A 26,533-nucleotide genomic window follows, 5' to 3' on the forward strand; every position below is an offset into this window, starting at 1 on the left:
GGCGGCCGGCTCCCTGTCGGCCGCTTCCTGTTTGTGTATTGCACTGCCGGCGCCGTGCCGGGCGCCTCTCGTTCGTTGCCGCGGCGGCGTGCGCCGTCGTTCTGCCGTTACTTGCTGATCTGCGCGCCGACGCCGAAGTACGGCGCCGACGACGTGCTCGCGTTGGCCGACGACGGCGTGACGCCGCCGTTTACCGTGCCCTGCACGAGCGCCGCGTACAGCCCGCCCGTCGCGATCAGTAGTCCGGAACTTGCCGCGTAGCCCGAATTGGCCGGCGGGATCGTCTGCAGGTTCAGCAGGCCGGGCGTCGCCTGGCCGTAGTCCAGCGTGAAGCCGTCCTCCGCGGCCTGCGTCGTCGGGTTCACGAACGTCGCGTTCCCGCCGCGGATCAGCGCGGCCGTGTACTTGAAGTTCGAGTCCGCGCCCGCGTAGCCGCCGTCGATGCCGCCCGACGCCAGCGCCGTCGCCTTGCCGAGCACCGCGATGCCCGATTCGTCGTCGACCTGCGCGTCGGCGTGCAGCGGCGGCGTGCCGAGGTTCACGTTGCCGGTGCGCACGATCACGGGGACCGTCGCGCCGTTGAGCTGGCCGATCACCATGTGCGCGATGGCCGACTTGCCGGTCTGGCCGACCGGCAGGCTCGTCTGCGGCAGCGTTTGCGGCGCCTTCGTGCTGTCGAAATAGCCGCCGTTCGCGCTCGCCTTCCACGGGTCGCCGGTCGTCTGGCAGCCGCCCGCGCTCGTCGACGTGCACGCGCCGTTTGCATCGAACGTCTCGCTCGAGTTCGTGCCTTTCGTCGCGTAGTTGCCGGACGGCACGAGGTGGTAGATCAGCGCGTTGTAGGTGCCCGGCAGCTTCGTGAGGTCCGTCGTCGTGCTCGCGAAGCCGAGGAACGGATAGAAGTCGAAGTGGCGGTTCGGCACCTTGCCGACGTTCTGCACGACGCCGGGGATGATCGTCAGGCCGTCGTACTGGATCGTCGCGCCCGGAATGCCGCCGCCGGCCACGCCCATGCCGACCAGCAGCATTGGCGGGTTCGCCGGGTTGAAGTCGGCGGCCGTCGAATAGGCCGAGCCGTTTCCGGCCGTGCCCGCGCCCGGCGTGAGGACGAACGCGCAGCGCGTCTGCTCGGCGGTCGGCAGCGCGCCGGTCGGCGGGTGCATGACGCGGCCGGTGATCGTCGTGCCGACGCGCGTCGGCGTGACCGTGCCGGTCGCCAGCGGAATCGGCGATTCGAGCCACTTGAGCGTGTAGGTCATCGCGACCGCGTCGATGTTGACGCTGACGATCTCGCCGCTGCCGGCGCCGCCGAGATACGTGCTCTTCACGATGTCCGCGTCGGCCGGGCACAGCGAACCGTTGACGGGTTGCGACGCCGGCGGCCCCTGCGTGCCGCAGCTCGAGCCGGAACATTGAGGCGCTTCGATCGGGGCGGGCGCGCCGGAATCCCCTCCTCCACATGCGACGAGCAAAGGGGCAATGGCAAAGGCCGTTGCCACCCCCTTCGATAAGGTGTGCGACATGCCGCTGTCTCCAATCGTTTAATTGTGCGGGTTAATGTCGCCGCACGTATTTTTGCTGTCAATTGATGAACCCGTCTAAAAAAGACGATTGAAACGGCGGGCGCGCGCTGAATGCTTTCGGGAGCGGGCATTCAGTAAGAATTAAAACGCAAGGTGTGCTGAAGAAGTGCGCGGAAGGTGACGCGGCGCGGCCTTTTGGCCTTGCGGCAGCGTTTAAAGCGGGGGTATCCGGTTTATCCCTATTCGGGATTGACTGGATAAAGAGAGGGGGAGATTAATCGAAGGGATATCGCGCAATCGAAAGCTTGTAAATTATTGTAAATCCCTGCGCGAATTATCACTTATTGCCAATTAAGGATAAATAAAAAGCCGGCCAGCGGCCGGCTTTGCATCGCATGCGAGGATGACTCAGCGCGTGAGGCCCGTGTCCTCCGCCGCGCCGATGTTCAGGTTCATGCACTGGATCGCGGCGCCCGACGCGCCCTTGCCGAGATTGTCGAGGCGCGCGACGGTGACGAAGCGCTCGTCGTTGCCGAACACGAACAGGTCGACGCGGTTCGTGTCGTTGTTCGCCTGCACGTCGAAGAAGCCGGCGTCGAGGTTGTCGTCGGCGTTGAACGGGGCGACGCGCACGAACGCTTCATCCGCGTAGTACTCGGCGAAGATGCGCTGCACGTCCTGCGGCGTTGTGCGCTTTGCGAGCTGGCCGGGCGTGAAGTAGGTCGTCACCGCGAGGCCCTTGAGGAACGGGCCGACGATCGGCGTGAAGATCGGCGCCGTGGCGAGGCCCGTGTGCGCGGCCATTTCCGGCAGATGCTTGTGCGTGAGGCCGAGCGCATACGGGCGCGGGCTCGCGAGCTTCGCGGCCGACGCGGGGTTCTCGTAGTCGGCGATCATCGACTTGCCGCCGCCGCTGTAGCCGGTGATCGAGTGGCTGTGCGCGGCGAACGTCGGCGCGACGACGCCGGCGTCGACGAGCGGCCGCATCGCGAGCACGAACGCCGATGCGTGGCAGCCCGGCACCGCGATGCGCTTCGACGTGCGGATCTTCTCGCGCTGCGCGCGGGTCAGCTCGGGCAGGCCGTATGCCCAGTCCGGGTTCGTGCGGAACGCGGTGCTCGCGTCGATCAGCGTCGTGTCCGGGTTCTCGACGAGCGATGCCGATTCGCGCGACGCGACGTCCGGCAGGCACAGGAACGTGACGTTCGACGCGTTGATCAGGCGGCGGCGTTCGTCGACGTCCTTGCGCTTCGCTTCGTCGATGCGAAGGATCTCGATGTCGCTGCGGGCGGACAGGTATTCGAAGATCTTGAGGCCGGTCGTGCCTTCCTGGCCGTCGACAAAAACTTTGGTGCTCATTTCGCTCTCACTGAAACGGGGCCGCGGCGCTTGCACGCCGGAAAACCGCCATTCTAAGACTTCATGCGGCGAGCCTGCACCGCACGGGCCGAAAAAAAAGACGGCCGCGCGGGCCGTCTTGTGTCCCTTTATCGGGGCAGGCCGCTTCAGCGGCCGCCCGCGATCCAGCGGGCCGTCGCCTCGGCGACGCGACGGCCGAACGCCTTCGCGGTCTCGAGGTTGCCCGGCAGCGGCGCCTCGTCGGGCGACGCGTCCGACGGCGATTGCGCGAGCAGGCCCGTGAAGCCGCCGACGAAGTTGATGTCGTTGCGCGTGGCCGCCTTCGAGTTGGCCGGCATCAGGCCCGTGCCGACCCACACCATCCCATGCTGCATCGCCAGCGTGACGAAATATTGAATCGTCGAGAACTTGTCGCCGTTCATCGTCGCGGAGTTCGTGAAGCCCGCGGCGATCTTGTCCTTCCATTTCTGCGTGAACCACGCTTTCGACGTCGCGTCGGCGAACGTCTTGAACTGCGCCGACGGGCCGCCCATGTAGGTCGGCGCGCCGAACACGATCGCGTCGGCCGCGTCGAGCGCGGCCCAGCCTGCGTCGTCGAGGTCGCCGACCGCGACGAGGCGCACGTGCGCCCCCGTGTCCTGCGCGCCGGCATGGACGGCTTCGGCCAGCTTCTTCGTATGGCCGTAGCCGCTGTGATAGACGATGACGATGTTCGACATGGGGCGTTCTCCGGATGAGGACGAAAGGGGCGCCGACGCGCGGCGGTGCGCCGCGATCGGTCACGGCGAGTCTAGCAATACGAAATGACGCAAAAAACCGCGATCGGGCAACACGGAGTTTCGCGGGCGTCGGCAATCGGCCGCGCGCTGCCGCGCCGGCTTACTGTCCGTAATGCACGACGAGCGTCGCGGTGCCGATCGCCTGCGTGCCGATCTCGTGCTCGAACATCGGCGCGGGGCGGCCCTGGCCGATGCGCAGGTCGGTGCTCTTCAGCGCGTAGATGGTGATCACGTAGCGATGCGGCTTGCCGGGCGGCGGGCATGGGCCGCCATAGCCGTCGATGCCGAAATCGTTGCGCGCCTCGCTCGCGCCGATGCGCCGCAGGAGGCCCGACGCGCTCGCATCGGCGGGCAGGCTCGTGACGGTGAGCGGCAGGCTTGCGACGGCCCAGTGCCACCAGCCGTGGCCGGGCGCGTCCGGGTCGAACATCGTGATCGCATAGCCGCGCGTGCCGGGCGGCGGATTGCGCCACGACAGTTGCGGCGAGCGATTCGCGCCCTTGCAGTCGCCGCGGTCGAACACCTGCGCGGCGCCGACGCGGCCGCCCGGCGACAGGTCGTCGCTCGACACTGTGAACGCGGAGGAGTCCGCATGCGACGGCATGCAGGCGAAGGCGGCGGCGCAGAGGAGGGCAAGGGCGAGCGGAGACGGGCCGTTCGATGACGCAGGCGGAGCGATCTGGCGACCCACACGCATATGGCGCTTCTCCCGTCACGTGGGCCGGGCGGATGAGCCCGGCCTCGTTTGTTGTCGCGAAGGTGATTGCGGCGATGGAGCAAGTCTAGCATTAGGGTTCGATGAGCGACGCATGTCGTGACAGATCGCCGCGATGGACCCGGCGCGCGGCGCGAAAAAAAAAGCCGCCCGCCGTGAGGCGAGCGGCTTGTGCCGCGATGGCGCCGGCTGTCCGCCGGCGCGGCGTCACTCCTGGGCGCCGGTCGCGCCGCCGTGCGCGGCCGACCACTCGGCCGGCGAGTGCAGGAATTTCTCGACTTCGTCGAGCGTCTTCGTCTCGAAGTAGCCCGACGCCTTCGCGACGCGCAGCACGTCCCACCAGGTCGCGAGCGCGTGCAGGTCGACGTCGATGTCCTTCAGGACCGACACGCTTTCCTTGAAGATGTTGTAGTGGAACAGCACGAAGCAGTGGTTCACCGTGGCGCCTGCAGTGCGCAGCGCGTTGATGAAGTTGATCTTGCTGCGGCTGTCGGTCGTCAGGTCCTCGACGAGCAGCACGCGCGAGCCTTCTTCCAGATGGCCCTCGATCTGCGCGTTGCGGCCGAAGCCCTTCGGCTTCTTGCGCACGTACTGCATCGGCAGCATCATGCGGTCGGCGATCCAGGCCGCGAACGGGATGCCGGCGGTTTCGCCGCCCGCCACCGCGTCGATCTGCTCGAAGCCGACGTCGCGCAGGATCGTCGCTTCCGCCATTTCCATCAGGCCGCGGCGCACGCGCGGATACGAGATCAGCTTGCGGCAGTCGATGTAGACGGGGCTGGCCCAGCCGGACGTGAAGATGAACGGCTTTTCGGCGTTGAAGTGCACCGCCTGCACTTCGAGCAGGATTTTGGCGGTCGTGTCGGAGATCGTCTGACGATCGAAGCCTGTCATGGGCATTCCTTGGATGGTGAGCGAGGTGCGGGCGCGTGCCCGGTGGCGCAGCAAGGGGAGCCCGCCCGCGAGGGCCGGGGCGCGACCGGGGAGCCGATCGTATCGCTGCGCGCGTAGGCGACTATTTTACCCGATTCGGGTCGGTTTCGACGGACTTTGCGCGCGCTTGCCGCTGTGTACGGAACGGTCCGGAATAAACGGGGCTTGATCGGCGGGCCGCTGCGAGGCCCACGATGCCGCGCCGCAGCAACGTTCGTCATGCGCGGGGGTGTACACTAGGCGGCCCTAGAATAATCGCTCGGTACTTTGTACTTTCCTCTTGCCACCCGCCGAGGTTCGATCGCGCGCCGATCCGGCGTGCAACGGCCGTCGCAGTCGAATACCCCCTCGATCCACGCATCCGCGGCTCAAGGTGCTGCGTACTGAGCACTCGCATTTCTCTTTCGCATGTCTCTCGCAGGTCAATCATGGACGAACAACTGAAGCAGGCCGCACTCGCTTATCACCTGAACCCGAAACCCGGCAAGATTTCGGTCACGCCGACCAAGCCGCTGTCGAACCAGCTCGATCTGTCGCTCGCGTATTCGCCGGGCGTCGCGGCCGCGTGCGAGGCGATCCACGCCGATCCGCTCGACGCGCAGAAGTACACGTCGCGCGGCAACCTCGTCGGCGTCATCACGAACGGCACGGCGGTGCTCGGCCTCGGCAACATCGGCCCGCTCGCCGCGAAGCCGGTGATGGAAGGCAAGGGCTGCCTCTTCAAGAAATTCGCGGGCATCGACGTGTTCGACATCGAGCTGTCGGAATCCGATCCGGACAAGCTCGTCGACGCGATCGCGATGCTCGAGCCGACGCTCGGCGGCATCAACCTTGAAGACATCAAGGCGCCGGAGTGCTTCTATATCGAGCAGAAGCTGCGCGAGCGGATGAAGATCCCGGTCTTCCACGACGACCAGCACGGCACCGCGATCATCGCGTCGGCGGCGATCCTGAACGGCCTGAAGGTGGTCGGCAAGACGATCGGCGAAGTGAAGCTCGTGTGCTCGGGCGCGGGCGCGGCGGCGATCGCGTGTCTCGACCTGCTCGTGAAGCTCGGCCTGAACAAGGCGAACGTGCTCGTGTGCGACTCGAAGGGCGTGATCTACGAAGGCCGCGGCAACCTCGATCCGTCGAAGCAGCGCTACGCCGTGACGACCGATGCGCGCACGCTCGGCGACGCGATCGTCGGCGCGGACGTGTTCCTCGGCTGCTCAAGCGCCGGCGTGCTGAAGCAGGACATGGTCAAGGCGATGGCCGACCGTCCGCTGATCCTCGCGCTCGCGAACCCGGAACCGGAAATCCGCCCGGAAGACGCGAAGGCCGCGCGCCCCGACGTGATCATCGCGACCGGCCGTTCGGACTACCCGAACCAGGTCAACAACGTGCTGTGCTTCCCGTTCATCTTCCGCGGCGCGCTCGACGTCGGCGCGACGACGATCACGGAAGAGATGAAGCTCGCGTGCGTGCGCGCGATCGCCGAGCTGGCCGAGGAAACCGACCAGAGCGAGGAAGTCGCGAAGGCGTATGAAGGCCATTCGCTCGAATTCGGCCCGGAATACCTGATTCCGAAGCCGTTCGACCCGCGCCTGATCATCAAGATCGCGCCGGCCGTCGCGCAGGCCGCGATGGATTCGGGCGTCGCGACCCGTCCGATCCAGGACATGGACGCGTACCGCGAGCAGCTCGGCACGACCGTCTACCGCACCGGCATGGTGATGCGCCCGGTGTTCGCGACCGCGAAGAAGGCCGCGGCCCGCATCGTGTTCGCCGAGGGCGAGGACGAGCGCGTGCTGCGCGCCGCGCAGTTCGTGCTGCAGGAGAAGATCGCGAAGCCGATCATCGTCGGCCGCCCGTCGGTCGTCGAGATGCGCTTGCAGAAGATCGGCTCGAAGCTGAAGGCCGGTGTCGATTTCGAGATCGTCAATCCGGAAGACGACACCCGCTATCACCGGTACTGGCAGGCGTACCACGAGATCGGCGCGCGCGACGGCGTGACGCCGGAAGTCGCGAAGGCGGCGCTGCGCAAGTTCAACACGCTGATCGGCGCGATGCTCGTCCACCTGGGCGACGCGGACGGCATGATCTGCGGGATGATCGACACGTACCACAGCCACCTGAAGTTCATCGAGCAGGTGCTGGGCCGCGCGAAGGGCGCCGAGCACTTCGCGGCGATGAACCTGCTGATGCTGCCGGGCCGCAACCTGTTCCTGTGCGATACGTACGTGAACGAGGTGCCGAGCGCCGAACAGCTCGCCGACATGACGATCCAGGCCGCGGCCGAGATCGAGCGCTTCGGTATCACGCCGAAGGCCGCGCTGCTGTCGAACTCGAACTTCGGCAGCGCACCGTCGGCGTCGTCGCGCCGGATGGCCGAGGCCCGCAAGCTGATCGTCGAGCGCGCGCCGCACCTGGAAGTCGACGGTGAAATGCACGGCGACGCGGCGCTGTCCGAAGTGGTCCGCAAGGCCGCGTTCCCGGGCACGACGCTGACCGGCGAAGCGAACCTGCTGATCATGCCGAACGTGGAAGCGGCGAACATCGCGTACAACCTGCTGAAGATGGTCGGCGGCGAAGGCGTGACGGTCGGCCCGCTGCTGCTCGGCGCGGCGAAGCCGGTCCACATCCTGACGCCGGCCGCGACCGTGCGCCGGATCATCAACATGACGGCAGTCGCCGCGGCGAACGTGAACACGAAGTAAGTTTCGCGCGAGCGGTCGCGCCGCGCTCCCCGCGCGGCGCAAAACAAAACGCCACGGAACCCGGGTTCCGTGGCGTTCTTTCTTTGGGCTATAAGCAAGCGGCGGCCGGCGTTCGAACCGCGAACGCCGGCCCCGCGCCCCGTCAGGCGACCTGCTGCCGGCTCTGGCCGCCCGTCGGCGAGCGCCACTGCGCGAGCAGCGTGTTCCACTTCGTGCGAACCGCGCGCAGGTTGTTCTCCTTCACGTGGCCATAGCCGCGAATGCCGTCCGGCAGCGCGGCCAACTCGAGCGCGAGCGGGCGGTTCGCGGCCGTCAGCTTGCCGACGACTTCGCCGATCAGCGCTTCGTACTCGCCGATCAGCGCACGCTCGGTGCGACGCTCCTCGGTGCGGCCGAACGGATCGAGGCCGGTGCCGCGCAGGAACTTCAGCTTCGCGAGCATCCGGAACGCCGGCATCATCCACGGGCCGTACGCCTTCTTCAGCAGATGGCCATGCGCGTCCTTCTTCGCGAACAGCGGCGGCGCGAGGTGGAATTTCAGCTTCCAGTCGCCTTCGAACTGCGCGGACAGGCGCGCGAGGAACGCCGGATCGGACTGCAGCCGTGCAACCTCGTATTCGTCCTTGTACGCCATCAGCTTGAACAGGTTGCGCGCGACCGCCTCGGTCAGCGGCTCCTGCGCATCGCCGTCGGCCAGCGCGCGCTCGGCGGCGCGCACGCGCTCGACGAACGCCGCGTAGCGCGCCCCGTAGGCCGCGTTCTGGTACGCGGCGAGGAACTCGACCCGCTTCGCGATCAGCGCGTCCACCGACTTCTTCGTGTGCAGCGCGATCACCGTCGCACCGGCTTGCTCGGCGCGCGCGCCGCCGGTCGCGGCCTGCTGCACGCTCGCGAGGTCATGTGCGGCGCGGCGGCCCCAGTCGAACGCCGCACGGTTCTTGTCGACCTGCACGGCGTTCAGCTCGATCGCGCGCTCGAGCGACGCGAGCGTGAGCGGCAGCCAGCCCTTCTGCCACGCGTAGCCGAGCACGAACGGGTTCGTGTAGATCGCGTCGCCGAGCAGCGCGACCGCAAAGTGGTTCGCGTCGACGAGATCGACCGCGTCGCCCGCGGCCGCGCGGATGTCCTGCTCGGCCGACAGGCCCGGGAACGACCAGTTCGGGTTCTTGATGAACTCGGCGGTCGGCGTCTTCGCGCTGTTGACGACCACGCGCGTCGCGTTGTGCCGCATCCGCGACGTGCATTCGTCGCCGGCCGTGACGAGCGCGTCGCAGCCGATCACGAGATCCGCTTCGCCCATCGCGATCCGCGTCGCGTGGATGTCGGTCGGCGCGTGCGAGATCTGCACGTGGCTCATCACCGCGCCGCCCTTCTGCGCGAGGCCGGTGACGTCGAGCACGGTCACGCCCTTGTTCTCCAGGTGCGCGGCCATCCCGAGCAGCGCGCCGATCGTGACGACGCCCGTGCCGCCGACGCCCGTGACGAGCACGCCGTACGCGCGGTCGATCGCCGGCAGCGCCGGCTCCGGGATCGGCGGCAGCGCGCTGCCGTCCACCGACACGGCCTTCGGCTTCTTCAACTGGCCGCCCTCGACCGTCACGAAGCTCGGGCAGAAGCCCTTCACGCACGAGAAGTCCTTGTTGCAGGTCGACTGGTTGATCTGGCGCTTCGTGCCGAATTCGGTTTCCAGCGGCTCGACTGACAGGCAGTTCGACTGCACGGAGCAGTCGCCGCAGCCTTCGCACACCGCGTCGTTGATCACGACGCGCTTGGCCGGGTCCGGATACGCGCCGCGCTTGCGGCGGCGGCGCTTTTCGGTCGCGCAGGTCTGGTCGTAGACGAGGATCGTCGTGCCTTCGATCTCGCGCAGCTCGCGCTGCACGTCGTCGAGCTGGTCGCGGTGATGGATCGTCACGCCCGGCGCGAGCAGCGACGTCTGGCCTTCGTACTTCTCGGGCTCGTCGGTGACGATCACGATCTTCTTCGCGCCTTCCGACGCGAGCTGGTGCGTGATCTGCGGCACCGTCAGCACGCCGTCGACCGGCTGGCCGCCCGTCATCGCGACCGCGTCGTTGTACAGGATCTTGTACGTGATGTTCGCCTTCGACGAGATCGCCGCGCGCACCGCGAGCAGGCCCGAGTGGAAGTAGGTGCCGTCGCCGAGGTTCGCGAACACGTGCTTCTCGTTCGTGAACGGCGCCTGGCCGATCCACGGCACGCCTTCGCCGCCCATCTGGCTGAAGGTGCTCGTGTTGCGGTCCATCCACACGGTCATGTAGTGGCAGCCGATCCCCGCGATCGCGCGCGAGCCGTCCGGCACGTTGGTCGACGTGTTGTGCGGGCAACCCGAGCAGAACCACGGCTTGCGCTCGGTCGTCACGTGCGGCTTCGCGAGCGCGGTTTCCTTCGCGTGGATCACCGCGAGCCGCGCGGCGATGCGCGCGCGCACGTCGGACGGCAGCTCGAATTTCTCGAGGCGCGTCGCGATCGCCTTCGCGATGATCGCGGGCGACAGCTCGTAGTGCGCGGGCAGCAGCCAGTTGCCCATCGGCACCGACCATTCGCCGCCGGCGCCGTCCTTCTCGTCGAACTTGCCGAACACGCGCGGACGCTGCGCGTCCGGCCAGTTGTACAGCTCTTCCTTGATCGCGTATTCGAGGATCTGGCGCTTTTCCTCGACGACGAGGATCTCGTCGAGCCCGCGCGCGAACGCCTGCGCGCCCTGCGCTTCGAGCGGCCACACGCAGCCGACCTTGTACAGGCGGATGCCGATGCGCGCGCAGGTCTCGTCGTCGAGGCCGAGGTCGGTCAGCGCCTGGCGCACGTCGAGGTACGCCTTGCCGCCCGTCATGATGCCGAAGCGCGCGTGCGGCGAGTCGATCTCGATGCGGTCGAGCTTGTTGGCGCGCACGTAGGCGAGCGCTGCGTACCACTTGTAGTCGAGCAGGCGCGCTTCCTGCACGAGCGGCGGGTCGGGCCAGCGGATGTTGAGGCCGCCGTCCGGCATGATGAAGTCCGACGGCAGCACGATCTCGGTGCGATGCGGGTCGATGTCGACCGATGCCGACGATTCGACCACGTCGGTCACGCACTTGAGCGCGACCCAGAGGCCCGAGTAGCGGCTCATCGCCCAGCCGTGCAGGCCGAAGTCCAGGTATTCCTGCACGTTCGACGGGAACAGCACCGGCAGGCCGCAGGCCTTGAAGATGTGCTCGGACTGGTGCGCGAGCGTCGACGATTTCGCCGCGTGGTCGTCGCCGGCGAGGACGAGCACGCCGCCGTGCTGCGACGAGCCGGCCGAGTTCGCGTGCTTGAACACGTCGCCGGTGCGGTCGACGCCCGGGCCCTTGCCGTACCACATGCCGAACACGCCGTCGTACTTCGCGCCGGGGTACAGGTTCACCTGCTGCGAGCCCCACACGGCGGTGGCGGCGAGATCTTCGTTGAGACCGGGCTGGAAAACGATCTGGTGGGAAGACAGGTGCTTCTTGGCCTTCCACAGCGACTGGTCGAGGCCGCCGAGCGGCGAGCCGCGATAACCGGAGATGAAGCCGGCGGTGTTGAGGCCGGCGGCGCGATCGCGTTCCTGCTGGAGCATCGGCAGGCGCACCAGCGCCTGGATGCCGCTCATGTACGCGCGACCGCGTTCGAGGGTGTATTTGTCGTCAAGCGTGACGGACTTCAGCGCGGCTTCTAGGGACGCGCGTTGGCCTGCGTCTAGCGGGGCATTCATTGATGAGTCTCCTCCACCCAGTCTGGGATCGCCAAAACTTCGATTGCGTCGGCGTCTTGTGAACACGTCGGCAGTGGCCGGCATATTGGCCGGTTTCAGGCGATGGTAGCACTGGGAAAAACCCGCCGCTCGTCGTCAAAATTGCCGTGTCGGCCCGGCTGTGAGCACGTTTTACGCGTTACAGCATGTAAAAGCATGTAAAGCCGCGCACATCGTCCGGCACTTGCCGTTAATCTGGGCGGCCTGTCGGAGGTGCCCGCCGGCGTCGATTGTCATGACGAAAGCGGGGAGGCGCCGGCAGTTCAACAGGAGGTACCAATGAACACACGTCATATCCAGAGTTTCCTGATCGTGTCCGCCGCGTTTTTCGCGATGACCGGCCCGGTGCGCGCGCAAGGCGCGAGCGCACTGGCGGCAGCGGGCGCGCAGATGAGCCGGATCGCGCCCGCGCGGCACGCCGATGTGCAGCCGTCGGGCGTGCGCCTGGTCGCGCCGGGGGCGAATGCGCATTGATCCGGCCGGGCGGCCGCACCGGCCGCGTCGATGAAAGCCGATGAAAAAAGGGCGGGAATCCCGGGATTCCCGCCCTTTCTTTTTGCGCCGGCGCACGCCCGCTGCCGCCGGGCGTGCCGCGCCGCGCGCGTCAGGCCTTGTCCTGCACGACGCCGCGGCGGATCTGGTCGAGCTCGATCGATTCGAACAGCGCCTTGAAGTTGCCTTCGCCGAAGCCCTGGTTGCCCTTGCGCTGGATGATCTCGAAGAAGATCGGCCCGATCTGGTTCTCGGTGAAGATCTGCAGCAGCAGGTCGTCGCGCGCGCCGTCGATCAGGATCTTGCGCTTCTTCAGTTCGTCCAGCGGCTCGCCGTGGTTCGGCACGCGGCGGTCGACGAGCTCGTAGTACGTGTCGATCGTGTCGAGCAGCTTCACTTCCTTGCTGCGCAGGCCGTCGACCGCGCGATAGATGTCCGATGCGCCGAGCGCGATGTGCTGGATGCCTTCGCCGTGGTACGCGTCCAGGTATTCCTGGATCTGGCCGGCCGTTTCCGAGCCTTCCTCGTTGATCGGGATGCGGATCTTGCCGCACGGCGACGTCATCGCCTTCGACTTCACGCCGGTCACCTTGCCTTCGATGTCGAAGTAGCGCACTTCGCGGAAGTTGAACAGGCGCTCGTAGAACTCCGCCCATTCCTGCATGCGGCCGCGGTGCACGTTGTGCGTCAGGTGGTCGATGTAGGTGAGGCCGTGGCCGACCGGGTTCGGGTTCGCGCCGGGAATCGGCTCGAAGTCGACGTCATAGATGCTGATGTCGCCGATCGCGCCCGGCTGCGCGCCGTTCTTGCCGCGCCAGCGGTCGACGAAGTAGATCAGCGAATCGCCGATGCCCTTGATCGCCGGGATGTTCAGCTCCATCGGGCCGGTCTTGTTGTCGAAGCCCCATGCGCCGAGTTCGAGCGCCTGCCGGTAGGCCTTCGCGGCGTCCTGCACGCGGAATGCGATCGCGCAGATCGACGGGCCGTGCAGGCGCGCGAAGCGCTGCGCGAACGAATCCGGCTCCGCATTGATGATGAAGTTGATGTCGCCCTGGCGGTACACCGTCACGTCCTTGTGGCGATGGCGCGCGATCGCGGTGAAGCCCATCCGCTCGAACAGCTGGCCGAGCGCCTTCGGGTCCGGCGCGGTGTACTCGATGAATTCGAAGCCGTCGGTGCCGACGGGGTTGTCCCAGGTGGGGATCTGCATGCTTGTCTCCGGAGGCGCGCCGCGACGCGCGTGTTGAATCGATGTGTGCGACAAAGTGTAGCGGGCGAGGGGAGGCGGAAACTTGCGAACTTGAGCGCGGCTGACTACGATGGCGCAATTTCCAGTCTTGAATTCATGCTTGGGAGGCAGAAGATGGCGCAAGTGGAATTGGATGCCATCGATCGGCGGATTCTCGCGATTCTTCAGGAGAACGGCCGCCTGTCGAACCAGGAGATTGCCGAGCGCGTGAACCTGTCGCCGAGCCCGTGCCTGCGGCGGATCCGGCGGCTCGAGGAGGCCGGCGTGATCACCGGCTACGTTGCGCTGCTCGATCCGCAGAAGCTCGGGCTAGACCTGCTCGCATACGTCAGCGTACGGCTCGAGAAGCGGGGCGGGCTCGCGCCGGTCCGCGCGGACGAGACGCCGGCGCGCGCCGGCGCGACGCATGCGGAGCTGTTCCGCGCGGCGGTGCAGACCTGGCCGGAGGTGGTCGCCTGCCATGCGATGACGGGGGACATGGATTACCTGCTGCGGGTGCAGGTCGAGGACATGGCGCACTTCTCCCGCTTCGTGCAGGAGCAGCTGCTGCACCATCCGTCGGTGATCGACGTGAAGACGAGCTTCTCGCTCGAATGCTTCAAGGAGACGACGGCGCTGCCGATCCGGTCGATCCGGTAGGGGGCGCGATCGGAAGATGGGAAGCGCGACCGGGCGCGCCGCGTCGGCGGGCCCGGTCGGCCGATGTCAGGCCGTCAGTGCGGCGGGCATCAGCGATTCGATGAACTTCGACGTGCGATGCGCCTGGCGCTTGAGCGCGTAGTCGAACACCGCGGCCTGTTCCTGCAGCATCTCGGCGATGATCGTCGAGTGGTCGGCGGGCGGCAGCGACAGGTACGCATCGGCTTCGCCGTACGCGTACTCGATCCGCATCCCGGACTTCTTCGCGATGTGCATCATCGTCGCGTTGCGCGACAGGCAATGCATGTACAGCATCGTCACGTGCGTGTTGCGGCTGCGGATCGCCGCGCGCTCGAACAGCTTCGAGCCGACGCCGCGGCCGCGCGCGCTTTCGAGCACCGACACGCCGAATTCGGCGGTGCGCTTGTCGCCCTCGGCGGGCAGGTAGGCCAGGTGGCCGACGCCGATCAGTTCCAGTGCATGATCGAACACGCCGAACACGGTGTCGCGGCCGAAATCGATCGTGCGGACATAGTTCTCGATCACGTGGTCGGGCACCACCTGGCCGAAGCGCAGCAGGCGATCGTCCTCGTCGAGCGAGAGAAAGTGGGTGAGCATCTGCTCACGGTCTTTGGAAGCCAGTTCCCTGACGAGAACCGGCGCAGCACCGGCGGTGCCGACGACATCGGCCGGGCCGCCGTGGATATGCGTGTTCATCGTGGGTTCCTCAATGTGTGACCGTACTGCGGGTTGTGCAATGCAGCAGCATTTTACCCGACAGCAGGCCCCCGGATTGGGGAAAACCCGTACTTGTTTTGGAGGGGGCGTTCTAAATTCGCTTAATTAAGCGCGCAACTGTTTGATTTTTAATGACTAAAAAATTCATCATATGAAATTTGCGGCGGGGTGTCGCAGTGTTTCCGCCACGCAACGCTTGCTGCTTTGCGGCAATCAGGCCGCCGAAGACATTCCGCGCTCGATCATGTCGATCACTTGCTCGGCGAAGTCGCGGTAGCCGAGGCGCCCGCCCGGCTTGAGCCACGTGAACGTCCAGTTGATCATTCCGAACACCATCATCGTGACCGAGGTCTGGTTTTCCTTCGAGATCCGCTCCGGATACGCGCGCGCGAGCTGGCGCGCGAAGGCCGCGACGATGTCGCGCTGGCGATCCAGCACGATCTCGCGCTGCGCGTCCTCGAGGTACTTCACGTCGTTGAGCAGCGCGACGTGGCGGCTGTGCGACGTCTCGTATTCGCCGAGGAACGCGCGCACGAGCTCCGCGAACGCCTCGCGCTCGGTGAGGCCGCGCCGCTGGCTGGTGCCTTCGACCTCGGCGATGATCAGCATCAGCCGCTTCGTGTAGCGGTCGAGCAGGTCGAACAGGATCGCTTCCTTGCTTTCGTAGTAGTGATAGAGCCGCGCCTTCGACGTGCCGCTTGCGGTGGCAAGGTCGGACATCGACGTGCTCGGGTAGCTCGTTTGCGCGAACTTTTCGGCGGCGAGATCGAGGATCTGCTCGCGCTGGGATTCGTGATCGGGGGCTCGGGTGCGGGCCATGGTCGAATGCGGGGATTAGCGTTGCGTCGCGGTGGCGCGGGCTGCGCGCACCTGCGTGGAATGGAGGTCGGTGGTGTCGTCCAGCAGCTCGAGGCGGCCGGCGGCGGCGAGTTCGCGGCAGCGCCACAGCGCGATCGAATCGCTGACGAACAGCCCGCCGCGATCCGCGTCGGCCATCACGCCGCCGGCGAGACGCCGCGCCGGCAGCCAGCCGTTCTCCGCATGTGCGAGGATCAGCGCATCGAGGTCGCCGTAGTGGCCGCTCTTGATCGTGTTGCTGACCCAGTAGCGGAGTTCGGCGTCCAGATGCTTGGCTTCCTGCCATTCGAGCGCGAGCCGGCCGATGCGCAGCACCGAGATCGGGGCGGCTTCGGGCAGCTTGGCGAGCAGCTGCGCCGGGGAGAACATGCCGGTCGCGCACGCGCGGTCGGCGCGCGTCGACGCCGCGCCGAGATCGGCCTCCGACAGCCGCACCTCGTTCAGGCGCTGCGGCACGTTGCGCAGATGGTAGGCGACACGCCGCAGCAGCAGCTTGTCGCCGACGCTCGGCGCATGCCAGACGACCACCTGGCCGGTGTCCATCGCGAGCAGGTCGAGGCGCGCGAATTCGCGCTCGACTTCCGCCTTCCAGTCGGGAATCTGGTCGCCGAGCACGCGTTGCCAGAACGCGGCGCGGGTCTCCGGCGTCTCGTCGACGCCCTTGAGCGGCCCGACGGCCAGGTCGTCGAGCAATCCGACGACGCGCTCGTCGCGCCCCGCCTGGGCGAGCGCCTCGCTGAGCGACGCGGCGGCGCTGCCGCCCTGAATCACGTGAATGGTACTCATCGGCCTGTCGTCAACAAAAGAGAACCGCCGGCCGGCCGGACTTGCATCGTCCGGCCGGCGGGCGGCCCCTAGTGTAAGCGAGTTGTGTGACGGCGAGAAACCGGCGAGCGGGCGACACCCGGTCGCGGACCCGGCGCCATGCCGCTCGCTCAGCGTTCGTCGTAGCTGACCACGACCTTGTCGCTGACCGGATGGCACTGGCAGGTGAGCACGAAGCCGTCCTTCACCTCGCGCTCTTCGAGCGTGTAATTCTTCTCCATCCGCACCTCGCCTTCGAGCACCTTTGCGCGGCACGTGCAGCACACGCCGCCCTTGCACGCATACGGCAGCGCGAGGCCGGCGCGCAGGCCGACGTCGAGCAGGCTCACGCCTTCGTACGGCAGCCGCAGCTTGCGCGTCTTGCCGTCGAGGACGATTTCGAGGTCGGCGGCGGGCGTCGCGTCGGTGATCTCGACGGCCGGTACGCCGGCCTGCGGCAGCGGCGTGCCGAAGCGCTCGACGTGGACCTTCGCCTGCGGCACGCCGGCCGCCTTCAGCGCGGCCTCCGCGGCGTCCATCATCGGCGCGGGGCCGCAGATGAACGCCTCGTCGATCGAGTCGGCCGGCACCAGCGTGTCGAGGAACGCCGCGCACTTCGCCTGGTCGAGCACGCCGTTGAACAGCTCGACGTCCTGGAGGTCGTCGGACAGCACGTGATACAGCACGAAGCGGTTCATGTAGCGGTTCTTCAGGTCCTCGAGCTCCTCCGCGAACATGATCGTGTCGACGCTGCGGTTTCCGTAGATCAGCGTGAACGTGCTGCGCGGCTCGAGCTCGAGCGTCGTCTTGATGATCGCGAGCACCGGCGTGATCCCGGAGCCGCCGGAGAACGCGACGTACTGCTTGCCGTGCTCCGCGTTCAGGTGCGTGAAGAAGCGGCCGTCGGGCGTCATCACGTCGATCGTGTGGCCGGGCTTCAGCGTATCGAACGCGAAGTTCGAGAAGCGCCCGCCGCGCACGCGCTTGATGCCGATGCGCAATTCGCCGTCGCGGTCGTAGTCGGTCGTGCCGACACAGATCGAATACGAGCGGCGCGTCTCCTCGCCGTCGATATGGGTCTTCAGCGTGACGAACTGGCCTTGCGTGAAGCGGTATGCATCGCGCAGCTCGGGCGGGATCTCGAAGGAGACGGTCACGGCGTCGGCGGTCTCGGGCCGCACGTCGCGGATACGCAGCGGATGGAATTGCGGGGTCGCCATATTAATAAGGTTTGAAGTAGTCGAAGGGTTCGCGGCAGTCGACGCAGCGATACAGCGCCTTGCAGGCGGTCGACGCGAATTGCGCGAGCCGCTCGGTGCGCGCGGAGCCGCAGCGCGGGCAGACGGGCGCCGCGACCGGCCGCGGCACGAAGCGAACGACGTTCTCGCGCGGCGCGGCGCTGCCGCACTGGCCGACCGGCGGCGCGATCCCGTAGGCGCGCAGCTTGTCGCGCGCTTCCTGCGTGATCCAGTCGGTCGTCCATGCGGGCGCGAGCACGGTCTCGACGCGGTGCGGCGGCAGGCCGGCCTGCTGCATCGCGGCCGCGATGTCCTCGGCGATCTGCGACATCGCGGGGCAGCCCGAGTAGGTCGGGGTGATCACGACCTCGAGCTGGCCGTCGTCCGCGCGCCGGACGTCGCGCAGGATGCCCAGCTCGCGGATCGACACGACCGGGATTTCCGGATCGGGCACGGCCTCCAGCACTTCCCACGCCCGCGCGAGCAGCGGATCGGCGTGGTGCGGGGCGGGTGAGGCGGCGAAGGCGGATGAGGCGGACATCGCGAGGCTCCGTTTGACGTGCGCGTTACCAGGTCGCGCCCGGATGCTGTCGCGCGAGGCTCTGCATTTCGGCGAGCAGGTAGCCCATGTGCTCCGAGTGCTCGCCCTGCTTGCCGGTGGTGATGTGCTGGACGGGCGCCGGCAGCGTCAGCGTCGCGTCGGCGAGCGCGTCGTCGACGTCGGCGCGCCACGCGGTTTCGAGGGCGGCCGGCGCCGGGCCGATGCGCCGCGCGGCGATCGCGTCGTCCACCTGGTCCGCCGCGAAGAACTCGCGTGTATACGGGGTCAGGTAATCGAGCGCGGCCTGCGCGCGGCGGTGCGACTCGTCGGTGCCGTCGCCGAGCCGCACCAGCCACTCGCGTGCGTGGTGCAGGTGATAGCGGGTCTCCTTCACCGATTTCGCCGCGATGGCGGCCAGCGTCGCGTCTTCCGACGTTTCGAGCGCGCTCCACATGTGCAGCATCAGCGCCGCGTAGAGGAAATTGCGCACGATCGTCACCGCGTAGTCCTTGTCGGCGTGCGCGGTGCCCGACACCGGGCCGTAATGCGGCAGCTCGGCGAGCGTGAAGTTCGCGAACTCGCGTTCGGTGCGGAAGTACGCGTAGTCGTCCTCGGTCTTCGCCGCGCCGTTGAGCTGGCGTTCGAGGTCGGCTGCGTGCGTATACAGCATCCGCGCCTGGCCGATGAGGTCGAGGCTCATGTTGGTCAGCGCGATGTCTTCTTCGAGAATCGGGCCGTGACCGCACCATTCGGCGTTGCGCTGACCGAGGATCAGCGCGTTGTCCGCGAGGCGCAGCACGTAGCAGAGGTGTTCGGGCGTGATCGTCATGGCGCGGGCGTTACATGTGGTTGACTTCATCGGGCAGCGTGTAGAACGTCGGGTGGCGATAGATCTTGTCGCCCGCCGGCTCGAACAGCTCGGCCTTCTCGTTCGGATCCGACGCGGTGATCGCCGACGACGGCACCACCCAGATGCTCACGCCTTCCTGGCGGCGCGTGTAGACGTCGCGCGCCATGCGCAGCGCCATCGACGCGTCGGCGGCGTGCAGGCTGCCGCAATGCTTGTGGTCGAGGCCCTGCTTGCTGCGCACGAACACTTCCCAGATCGGCCATTCCTTGTTCATCACTCTCTCCTGAAGCTGAATTCGATGGTTGCCGCTCAGGCGGCTTGATGTTCCGCGCGGGCGCGGCGCTTCGCTTCGTGCGCGAGCGCGGCTTCGCGCACCCACGCGCCGTCGTCGTGCGCCTTCACGCGGGTCGCGAGGCGCTCCCGGTTGCACGGCCCGTCGCCGTTGACGACGCGCCAGAATTCGTCCCAGTCGATCGCGCCGTAGTCGTAATGGCCACGCGCCTCGTTCCATTTCAGGTCGGGATCGGGCAGCGTCACGCCGAGCACCTTCGCCTGCTCGACGGTCGCATCGACGAATTTCTGCCGCAGGTCGTCGTTCGTGATCCGCTTGATGCCCCATTTGGCCGACTGGTTGCTGTGGACGGAGTCGGCATCGCTCGGACCGAACATCATCAGCACCGGCCACCACCAGCGGTTCACCGCCTGCTGGACCATCGCGCGCTGCGCATCGGAGCCCTTCATCATCGTCAGCAGCGCGTCGAAGCCCTGGCGCTGGTGGAACGACTCCTCCTTGCATACGCGGATCATCGCGCGCGCATACGGGCCGTACGTGCAGCGGCACAGCGGGATCTGGTTCATGATCGCGGCGCCGTCGACGAGCCAGCCGATCACGCCGACGTCCGCCCAGGTCGGCGTCGGGTAGTTGAAGATGCTCGAGTATTTCGCCTTGCCGGCGTGCAGCGCGTCGATCAGCGCGTCGCGCGACACGCCGAGCGTTTCGGCCGCGCTGTACAGATAGAGACCGTGGCCGGCTTCGTCCTGCACTTTCGCGAGCAGGATCGCCTTGCGTTTGAGGCTCGGCGCTCGCGAGATCCAGTTGCCTTCCGGCAGCATGCCGACGACTTCCGAGTGCGCGTGCTGCGAAATCTGGCGGATCAGCGTCTTGCGATAGGCGTCGGGCATCCAGTCCTGCGGCTCGATCTTGCCGTCCGCGGCCATGACCGCGTCGAACCGCGCCTGCTCGGGCGACTCGGCGGCGGCGTCGAGCGGGGCGACATTGCCGGGGATGTCGAGGGATTGCGTGTACATGGCGAGGCTCTCGTCCGGTTGAATGTGTGCGAAGTATAAACCAACCGACCGGTCGGTTAATAAATTATTTGGGCGATATCGCGTGTGATGCGGGTAAACGACAGGACGGGGGCGAAAGCGTGCTGATGGGGAACGAGTGGCGGCGCGCGGTGCCGAACCGCATCTGCGGCACAATGCCCGCTTTCCGATGAGGATCTTGCCGATGTCATTTCGCAGCAGTCTTGCCGCGGTCGCGCTGGGCGCGTCCGTTCTCCTGTCGCCGCTGGCCGCCGGCGCTGCGCAGGCGGGGTGGGTTGCCGCCTGGGCCACCGCGTTGCAGCCGATTCCTGATCTGGCTTCGCCGCCGCCGCTTTATCGCGCGCCCGACGTGGCTGGCCGGACGGTCCGGCAGATCGTCTACCCGACGGTGGCGGGCCGGGCGGCGCGGATTCGGCTGAGCAATATGTACGGCAGTGTGCCGCTGGTCGTCGAGTCGGCGAGTCTGGCGCGGGCCGGCGACGGCGCGGCGTTGGCGGACGGTGTGCCCGTTGCGGTGCGGTTCGGTGGGCGGGCGTCGGTGACGCTGGCGCCGGGGCAGGAAATCGAAAGCGATCCGGTGACGATCGACGTGGCGACCGGTCGGCCTTATGCGGTCAGCCTGTATATGGGAGCGCGTCAGCGGATGACGGTCTGGCATCGCGTATCGAACCAGGTCAATTACGTATCGGGGCCCGGAGATCACACGAAAGATGCCGGCGCCGCCGCGTTCCGAACGCGGTTTACCCAATATGCGTGGGTGACGGAGCTCGCGGTCGAGGCCGGGGCGGCGCGTGCGAGCGTCGCGGCGATCGGCGATTCGATCACCGACGGGCTGTGCTCGAGCCTGAACCGGAACCGCCGCTGGCCGGACGCGCTGGCGCGCCGGCTGGCGGAGTCGGACGCGGTCGGTGTGGTGAATCTGGGCATCAGCGGCAACCGGCTGCTCAGTGATTCGGCCTGCTACGGCACGTCGCTGCAATCCCGCTTCGAGCGTGACGCGCTATCGCGCTCGGGGGTGAAGGCGGCGATCGTGCTGATCGGCATCAACGACATCAACTTTGCAACGATGCCGCCTCGCGCCGGTCTCGATTGCGATCATCCGCATACGCAGGTGACCGCGGCGTCGCTGATCGACGGCTATCGCCGGCTGATCGATGCCGCGCATCGCCGGGGCGTGAGGATCTTCGGCGCGACGCTCACGCCGGCGGCGCTGCCGGCCGAGCGCGAAGCGATCCGGCTGGAAGTGAATCGCTGGATCCGGAGCGGCGGGGCGTTCGACGGTGTCGTCGATTTCGACGAGGCGCTGCGCGATCCGGCGCGCCCGAACGTGCTGCTGCGTCGCTACGATAGCGGCGACGGCATTCATCCGAGCGATGCAGGCTATGCGGCGATGGCGGATGCGGTGCCGGTCGAGCGGCTGCAGGCGGCGGTTGCTGGGAAGTGAGGGGCTCGGGAGCGGTGCACTTCTCTTGCTATATATAAGGAAGGAGGCCGCGGCTGAGCGTCATCCACCGCGTCCCGATTCATCAGCGTAAAAGCCCCCGTGCGCGGCAGCGCACGGGGGCTTTTACATTTATTTCGCGAAACCCCTTGCGCGGAACGCGGGAGGTGCCTAGAATCACGCCTCTTTCGCGCTGACGGCAACGCGGCGCGGAAGGGGAAGCAGATGAACCCCGCAGTCGCAACGAGCTAGCAAAAAAATTGTTGACGAACTGCGAAACAGTGTTCATAATCTCTCTTCTCTGCTGCTGACAACGCAGCGCTGCCGGGAAAGACGGTTTTCTCGCAGACACGTTCTTTAAAAATTAACAGCCGATAAGTGTGGGCGCTTGATGGCAGCGAGCCGATCGTCAGATCGGATTAGCAAAAGTATCAAGAGTCTCACACTAAAGTAAGTCAGGTTTATGAAGCAATTCATATTCCTGTCAGCTTTGAGTGAGCGACCGGTTCTACGGAACCGAAAACAGTAACAGGTTTGAACTGAAGAGTTTGATCCTGGCTCAGATTGAACGCTGGCGGCATGCCTTACACATGCAAGTCGAACGGCAGCACGGGCTTCGGCCTGGTGGCGAGTGGCGAACGGGTGAGTAATACATCGGAACATGTCCTGTAGTGGGGGATAGCCCGGCGAAAGCCGGATTAATACCGCATACGATCCACGGATGAAAGCGGGGGACCTTCGGGCCTCGCGCTATAGGGTTGGCCGATGGCTGATTAGCTAGTTGGTGGGGTAAAGGCCTACCAAGGCGACGATCAGTAGCTGGTCTGAGAGGACGACCAGCCACACTGGGACTGAGACACGGCCCAGACTCCTACGGGAGGCAGCAGTGGGGAATTTTGGACAATGGGCGCAAGCCTGATCCAGCAATGCCGCGTGTGTGAAGAAGGCCTTCGGGTTGTAAAGCACTTTTGTCCGGAAAGAAATCCCTGGTCCTAATACGATCGGGGGATGACGGTACCGGAAGAATAAGCACCGGCTAACTACGTGCCAGCAGCCGCGGTAATACGTAGGGTGCGAGCGTTAATCGGAATTACTGGGCGTAAAGCGTGCGCAGGCGGTTCGCTAAGACCGATGTGAAATCCCCGGGCTCAACCTGGGAACTGCATTGGTGACTGGCGGGCTAGAGTATGGCAGAGGGGGGTAGAATTCCACGTGTAGCAGTGAAATGCGTAGAGATGTGGAGGAATACCGATGGCGAAGGCAGCCCCCTGGGCCAATACTGACGCTCATGCACGAAAGCGTGGGGAGCAAACAGGATTAGATACCCTGGTAGTCCACGCCCTAAACGATGTCAACTAGTTGTTGGGGATTCATTTCCTTAGTAACGTAGCTAACGCGTGAAGTTGACCGCCTGGGGAGTACGGTCGCAAGATTAAAACTCAAAGGAATTGACGGGGACCCGCACAAGCGGTGGATGATGTGGATTAATTCGATGCAACGCGAAAAACCTTACCTACCCTTGACATGGTCGGAATCCTGAAGAGATTCGGGAGTGCTCGAAAGAGAACCGGCGCACAGGTGCTGCATGGCTGTCGTCAGCTCGTGTCGTGAGATGTTGGGTTAAGTCCCGCAACGAGCGCAACCCTTGTCCTTAGTTGCTACGCAAGAGCACTCTAAGGAGACTGCCGGTGACAAACCGGAGGAAGGTGGGGATGACGTCAAGTCCTCATGGCCCTTATGGGTAGGGCTTCACACGTCATACAATGGTCGGAACAGAGGGTCGCCAACCCGCGAGGGGGAGCCAATCCCAGAAAACCGATCGTAGTCCGGATTGCACTCTGCAACTCGAGTGCATGAAGCTGGAATCGCTAGTAATCGCGGATCAGCATGCCGCGGTGAATACGTTCCCGGGTCTTGTACACACCGCCCGTCACACCATGGGAGTGGGTTTTACCAGAAGTGGCTAGTCTAACCGCAAGGAGGACGGTCACCACGGTAGGATTCATGACTGGGGTGAAGTCGTAACAAGGTAGCCGTATCGGAAGGTGCGGCTGGATCACCTCCTTTCCAGAGCTATCTCGCACAAGTTGAGCGCTCACGCTTATCGGCTGTAAATCAGGACAGACTCAGGGGTCTGTAGCTCAGTCGGTTAGAGCACCGTCTTGATAAGGCGGGGGTCGTTGGTTCGAATCCAACCAGACCCACCATTGTCTGACGTGGAAACCTGAGAGTCTCTGTACACATGGGGGCATAGCTCAGCTGGGAGAGCACCTGCTTTGCAAGCAGGGGGTCGTCGGTTCGATCCCGTCTGCCTCCACCAATCTTCAATGACAAGCGTTCGACTTGATCGAGCTTTTGCCATTGGCGATTGAGCCAGTCAGAGTGATATGAGTAATACCATATCGGCTGTCGTTCTTTAACAATCTGGAAGAAGCAAGTAATTTGGATAGCGGAAGCGTCTTTGAGATGGACGTGGAAACTATCCGGGTTGTGATTGTATCGATGTATCTCAAGATGATTCGAACTTCATGTTCGGCTCAATTTGGAATACGGCACAACGCGAGAACTCAACCTGTAACGAGACAGACTCGTTATAGGGTCAAGCGAACAAGTGCATGTGGTGGATGCCTTGGCGATCACAGGCGATGAAGGACGCGGTAGCCTGCGAAAAGCTACGGGGAGCTGGCAAACGAGCTTTGATCCGTAGATGTCCGAATGGGGAAACCCACTCCTTATGGAGTATCCATGGCTGAATACATAGGCCATGTGAAGCGAACGCGGTGAACTGAAACATCTAAGTAACCGCAGGAAAAGAAATCAACCGAGATTCCCAAAGTAGTGGCGAGCGAAATGGGATGAGCCTTGCACTCTTTATTTGTATTGTTAGCCGAACGCTCTGGAAAGTGCGGCCATAGCAGGTGATAGCCCTGTAGGCGAAAACAGTATGAAAGAACTAGGTGTGCGACAAGTAGGGCGGGACACGTGAAATCCTGTCTGAAGATGGGGGGACCATCCTCCAAGGCTAAATACTCGTGATCGACCGATAGTGAACCAGTACCGTGAGGGAAAGGCGAAAAGAACCCCGGGAGGGGAGTGAAATAGATCCTGAAACCGCATGCATACAAACAGTCGGAGCCTCGTAAGGGGTGACGGCGTACCTTTTGTATAATGGGTCAGCGACTTACGTTCAGTAGCAAGCTTAACCGTATAGGGCAGGCGTAGCGAAAGCGAGTCCGAATAGGGCGTTCAGTTGCTGGGCGTAGACCCGAAACCAGGTGATCTATCCATGGCCAGGATGAAGGTGCGGTAACACGTACTGGAGGTCCGAACCCACTAACGTTGAAAAGTTAGGGGATGAGCTGTGGATAGGGGTGAAAGGCTAAACAAACCTGGAAATAGCTGGTTCTCTCCGAAAACTATTTAGGTAGTGCCTCGTGTCTCACCTTCGGGGGTAGAGCACTGTCATGGTTGGGGGGTCTATTGCAGATTACCCCGCCATAGCAAACTCCGAATACCGAAGAGTGCAATCACGGGAGACAGACATCGGGTGCTAACGTCCGGTGTCAAGAGGGAAACAACCCAGACCGCCAGCTAAGGTCCCCAAATATGGCTAAGTGGGAAACGAAGTGGGAAGGCTAAAACAGTCAGGAGGTTGGCTTAGAAGCAGCCACCCTTTAAAGAAAGCGTAATAGCTCACTGATCGAGTCGTCCTGCGCGGAAGATGTAACGGGGCTAAGCCATATACCGAAGCTGCGGATGCGAGCTAGTCTCGCATGGTAGGAGAGCGTTCCGTAAGCCTGCGAAGGTGCCTTGTAAAGGGTGCTGGAGGTATCGGAAGTGCGAATGCTGACATGAGTAGCGATAAAGGGGGTGAAAGGCCCCCTCGCCGTAAGCCCAAGGTTTCCTACGCAACGTTCATCGGCGTAGGGTGAGTCGGCCCCTAAGGCGAGGCAGAAATGCGTAGCTGATGGGAAGCAGGTCAATATTCCTGCACCGTCGTTAGATGCGATGGGGGGACGGATCGCGGAAGGTTGTCCGGGTGTTGGAAGTCCCGGTCGCTGCATTGGAGAAGGCGCTTAGGCAAATCCGGGCGCAGGATTCAAGGGTGTGGCGCGAGCTCCCTCGGGAGCGAAGCAATTGGAAGTGGTTCCAAGAAAAGCCTCTAAGCTTCAGTCTAACGATGACCGTACCGCAAACCGACACAGGTGGGCGAGATGAGTATTCTAAGGCGCTTGAGAGAACTCGGGAGAAGGAACTCGGCAAATTGGTACCGTAACTTCGGGATAAGGTACGCCCTTGTAGCTTGACTGGCCTGCGCCAGGAGGGTGAAGGGGTTGCAATAAACTGGTGGCTGCGACTGTTTAATAAAAACACAGCACTCTGCAAACACGAAAGTGGACGTATAGGGTGTGACGCCTGCCCGGTGCCGGAAGATTAAATGATGGGGTGCAAGCTCTTGATTGAAGTCCCGGTAAACGGCGGCCGTAACTATAACGGTCCTAAGGTAGCGAAATTCCTTGTCGGGTAAGTTCCGACCTGCACGAATGGCGTAACGATGGCCACACTGTCTCCTCCCG

19 protein-coding genes, 2 tRNA genes and 2 rRNA genes are annotated in these 26,533 nt (G+C 64.8%); 8 read left to right on the plus strand and 15 right to left on the minus strand.

The annotated features are described in order from the left end of the window. Positions 1-107: 107 nt before the first annotated feature. The 5 genes from KY49_RS23515 to KY49_RS23535 all read right to left on the minus strand — a co-directional run bounded on the left by KY49_RS23515 (position 108) and on the right by KY49_RS23535 (position 5,270). Positions 108-1,523, minus strand: a complete 1,416-nt coding sequence (locus KY49_RS23515) for a DUF2957 domain-containing protein (protein WP_042586818.1) — start codon at positions 1,521-1,523, stop codon at positions 108-110. 408 nt (positions 1,524-1,931) lie between these two features. Beyond that, complete coding sequence (gene argC, locus KY49_RS23520) at positions 1,932-2,882, minus strand: N-acetyl-gamma-glutamyl-phosphate reductase (protein WP_042586819.1); 951 nt, start codon at positions 2,880-2,882, stop codon at positions 1,932-1,934. Positions 2,883-3,028: 146 nt separating this feature from the next. Further along, complete coding sequence (locus KY49_RS23525) at positions 3,029-3,601, minus strand: flavodoxin family protein (RefSeq protein WP_042586820.1); 573 nt, start codon at positions 3,599-3,601, stop codon at positions 3,029-3,031. Positions 3,602-3,761: 160 nt separating this feature from the next. Further along, on the minus strand, positions 3,762-4,358 hold the full coding sequence (locus KY49_RS23530) for a YbhB/YbcL family Raf kinase inhibitor-like protein (RefSeq protein ID WP_042586821.1): 597 nt from the start codon (positions 4,356-4,358) through the stop codon (positions 3,762-3,764). A gap of 225 nt (positions 4,359-4,583) precedes the next feature. Continuing rightward, positions 4,584-5,270, minus strand: a complete 687-nt coding sequence (locus KY49_RS23535; RefSeq protein ID WP_042586822.1) for an orotate phosphoribosyltransferase — start codon at positions 5,268-5,270, stop codon at positions 4,584-4,586. 467 nt (positions 5,271-5,737) lie between these two features. On the opposite strand from KY49_RS23535, the gene KY49_RS23540 reads away from it, so the two are divergent. Further along, positions 5,738-8,008, plus strand: a complete 2,271-nt coding sequence (locus KY49_RS23540) for an NADP-dependent malic enzyme (RefSeq protein ID WP_042586823.1) — start codon at positions 5,738-5,740, stop codon at positions 8,006-8,008. Between the two features lie 142 nt (positions 8,009-8,150). Here the strand turns inward: KY49_RS23540 and KY49_RS23545 are convergent, their stop codons facing one another. Then, positions 8,151-11,741 (minus strand): indolepyruvate ferredoxin oxidoreductase family protein, encoded by a 3,591-nt coding sequence (locus KY49_RS23545; protein WP_042586824.1) that lies wholly within the window; start codon positions 11,739-11,741, stop codon positions 8,151-8,153. A 318-nt stretch (positions 11,742-12,059) separates the two neighbouring features. Between KY49_RS23545 and KY49_RS23550 the strand changes: the two genes are divergently transcribed. Further along, positions 12,060-12,254 carry a hypothetical protein gene (locus KY49_RS23550; RefSeq protein ID WP_042586825.1) on the plus strand — a complete coding sequence of 65 codons (195 nt, stop codon included), beginning with the start codon at positions 12,060-12,062 and terminating at the stop codon, positions 12,252-12,254. 130 nt (positions 12,255-12,384) lie between these two features. Here KY49_RS23550 and hppD read toward each other — a convergent pair whose 3' ends face one another. Then, positions 12,385-13,482, minus strand: a complete 1,098-nt coding sequence (gene hppD, locus KY49_RS23555; RefSeq protein WP_042586826.1) for a 4-hydroxyphenylpyruvate dioxygenase — start codon at positions 13,480-13,482, stop codon at positions 12,385-12,387. A gap of 153 nt (positions 13,483-13,635) precedes the next feature. Here hppD and KY49_RS23560 point away from each other — a divergent pair, with 153 nt between their 5' ends. Then, positions 13,636-14,160 carry an Lrp/AsnC family transcriptional regulator gene (locus KY49_RS23560; RefSeq protein WP_042586827.1) on the plus strand — a complete coding sequence of 175 codons (525 nt, stop codon included), beginning with the start codon at positions 13,636-13,638 and terminating at the stop codon, positions 14,158-14,160. 66 nt (positions 14,161-14,226) lie between these two features. Here KY49_RS23560 and KY49_RS23565 read toward each other — a convergent pair whose 3' ends face one another. The 8 genes from KY49_RS23565 to paaA form a co-directional block, all read right to left on the minus strand. After that, on the minus strand, positions 14,227-14,877 hold the full coding sequence (locus KY49_RS23565) for a GNAT family N-acetyltransferase (protein ID WP_042586828.1): 651 nt from the start codon (positions 14,875-14,877) through the stop codon (positions 14,227-14,229). Positions 14,878-15,111: 234 nt separating this feature from the next. Then, on the minus strand, positions 15,112-15,717 hold the full coding sequence (locus tag KY49_RS23570) for a TetR/AcrR family transcriptional regulator (RefSeq protein WP_042586829.1): 606 nt from the start codon (positions 15,715-15,717) through the stop codon (positions 15,112-15,114). Positions 15,718-15,732: 15 nt separating this feature from the next. Further along, on the minus strand, positions 15,733-16,542 hold the full coding sequence (locus KY49_RS23575) for a DUF1835 domain-containing protein (RefSeq protein ID WP_042586830.1): 810 nt from the start codon (positions 16,540-16,542) through the stop codon (positions 15,733-15,735). A 149-nt stretch (positions 16,543-16,691) separates the two neighbouring features. Beyond that, entirely contained in the window at positions 16,692-17,780 is a 1,089-nt protein-coding gene (paaE, locus tag KY49_RS23580) for a 1,2-phenylacetyl-CoA epoxidase subunit PaaE (protein WP_042586831.1), read from the minus strand. A gap of 1 nt (position 17,781) precedes the next feature. After that, entirely contained in the window at positions 17,782-18,339 is a 558-nt protein-coding gene (gene paaD / locus KY49_RS23585) for a 1,2-phenylacetyl-CoA epoxidase subunit PaaD (protein ID WP_042586832.1), read from the minus strand. 25 nt (positions 18,340-18,364) lie between these two features. Next, positions 18,365-19,168 (minus strand): 1,2-phenylacetyl-CoA epoxidase subunit PaaC, encoded by an 804-nt coding sequence (gene paaC / locus KY49_RS23590; RefSeq protein ID WP_042586833.1) that lies wholly within the window; start codon positions 19,166-19,168, stop codon positions 18,365-18,367. A gap of 10 nt (positions 19,169-19,178) precedes the next feature. Continuing rightward, positions 19,179-19,463: a 1,2-phenylacetyl-CoA epoxidase subunit PaaB gene (gene paaB / locus KY49_RS23595; RefSeq protein WP_010092957.1), complete on the minus strand. Its 285-nt coding sequence runs from the start codon at positions 19,461-19,463 to the stop codon at positions 19,179-19,181. A gap of 35 nt (positions 19,464-19,498) precedes the next feature. Further along, entirely contained in the window at positions 19,499-20,497 is a 999-nt protein-coding gene (gene paaA / locus KY49_RS23600; RefSeq protein ID WP_042586834.1) for a 1,2-phenylacetyl-CoA epoxidase subunit PaaA, read from the minus strand. A 202-nt stretch (positions 20,498-20,699) separates the two neighbouring features. Between paaA and KY49_RS23605 the strand changes: the two genes are divergently transcribed. The 5 genes from KY49_RS23605 to KY49_RS23625 form a co-directional block, all read left to right on the plus strand. Continuing rightward, positions 20,700-21,959 carry an SGNH/GDSL hydrolase family protein gene (locus KY49_RS23605; RefSeq protein WP_042586942.1) on the plus strand — a complete coding sequence of 420 codons (1,260 nt, stop codon included), beginning with the start codon at positions 20,700-20,702 and terminating at the stop codon, positions 21,957-21,959. A 533-nt stretch (positions 21,960-22,492) separates the two neighbouring features. Next, positions 22,493-24,023 (plus strand): 16S ribosomal RNA (locus tag KY49_RS23610). Positions 24,024-24,086: 63 nt separating this feature from the next. Next, positions 24,087-24,163, plus strand: a tRNA-Ile gene (locus KY49_RS23615). Positions 24,164-24,200: 37 nt separating this feature from the next. Next, positions 24,201-24,276 (plus strand) — tRNA-Ala (locus tag KY49_RS23620). Between the two features lie 277 nt (positions 24,277-24,553). After that, positions 24,554-26,533, plus strand: a 23S ribosomal RNA gene (locus tag KY49_RS23625); the annotation flags it as partial.

Origin of the sequence: Burkholderia sp. MSHR3999 (assembly GCF_000833595.1) — a bacterium.
GTDB lineage: Bacteria > Pseudomonadota > Gammaproteobacteria > Burkholderiales > Burkholderiaceae > Burkholderia > Burkholderia ubonensis.

Coding starts and splice junctions, on each gene's coding strand:
- KY49_RS23545 (WP_042586824.1), bottom strand. CDS start 11,741: ATGAATGCCCCGCTAGACGCAGGCCAACGCGCGTCCCTAGAAGCCGCG.
- paaC (WP_042586833.1), bottom strand. CDS start 19,168: ATGACGATCACGCCCGAACACCTCTGCTACGTGCTGCGCCTCGCGGAC.
- paaE (WP_042586831.1), bottom strand. CDS start 17,780: ATGGCGACCCCGCAATTCCATCCGCTGCGTATCCGCGACGTGCGGCCC.
- paaD (WP_042586832.1), bottom strand. CDS start 18,339: ATGTCCGCCTCATCCGCCTTCGCCGCCTCACCCGCCCCGCACCACGCC.
- KY49_RS23540 (WP_042586823.1), top strand. CDS start 5,738: ATGGACGAACAACTGAAGCAGGCCGCACTCGCTTATCACCTGAACCCG.
- paaB (WP_010092957.1), bottom strand. CDS start 19,463: ATGAACAAGGAATGGCCGATCTGGGAAGTGTTCGTGCGCAGCAAGCAG.
- KY49_RS23560 (WP_042586827.1), top strand. CDS start 13,636: ATGGCGCAAGTGGAATTGGATGCCATCGATCGGCGGATTCTCGCGATT.
- KY49_RS23570 (WP_042586829.1), bottom strand. CDS start 15,717: ATGGCCCGCACCCGAGCCCCCGATCACGAATCCCAGCGCGAGCAGATC.
- KY49_RS23515 (WP_042586818.1), bottom strand. CDS start 1,523: ATGTCGCACACCTTATCGAAGGGGGTGGCAACGGCCTTTGCCATTGCC.
- KY49_RS23550 (WP_042586825.1), top strand. CDS start 12,060: ATGAACACACGTCATATCCAGAGTTTCCTGATCGTGTCCGCCGCGTTT.
- KY49_RS23565 (WP_042586828.1), bottom strand. CDS start 14,877: ATGAACACGCATATCCACGGCGGCCCGGCCGATGTCGTCGGCACCGCC.
- hppD (WP_042586826.1), bottom strand. CDS start 13,482: ATGCAGATCCCCACCTGGGACAACCCCGTCGGCACCGACGGCTTCGAA.
- KY49_RS23575 (WP_042586830.1), bottom strand. CDS start 16,542: ATGAGTACCATTCACGTGATTCAGGGCGGCAGCGCCGCCGCGTCGCTC.
- KY49_RS23530 (WP_042586821.1), bottom strand. CDS start 4,358: ATGCGTGTGGGTCGCCAGATCGCTCCGCCTGCGTCATCGAACGGCCCG.
- KY49_RS23525 (WP_042586820.1), bottom strand. CDS start 3,601: ATGTCGAACATCGTCATCGTCTATCACAGCGGCTACGGCCATACGAAG.
- argC (WP_042586819.1), bottom strand. CDS start 2,882: ATGAGCACCAAAGTTTTTGTCGACGGCCAGGAAGGCACGACCGGCCTC.
- paaA (WP_042586834.1), bottom strand. CDS start 20,497: ATGTACACGCAATCCCTCGACATCCCCGGCAATGTCGCCCCGCTCGAC.
- KY49_RS23605 (WP_042586942.1), top strand. CDS start 20,700: ATGTCATTTCGCAGCAGTCTTGCCGCGGTCGCGCTGGGCGCGTCCGTT.
- KY49_RS23535 (WP_042586822.1), bottom strand. CDS start 5,270: ATGACAGGCTTCGATCGTCAGACGATCTCCGACACGACCGCCAAAATC.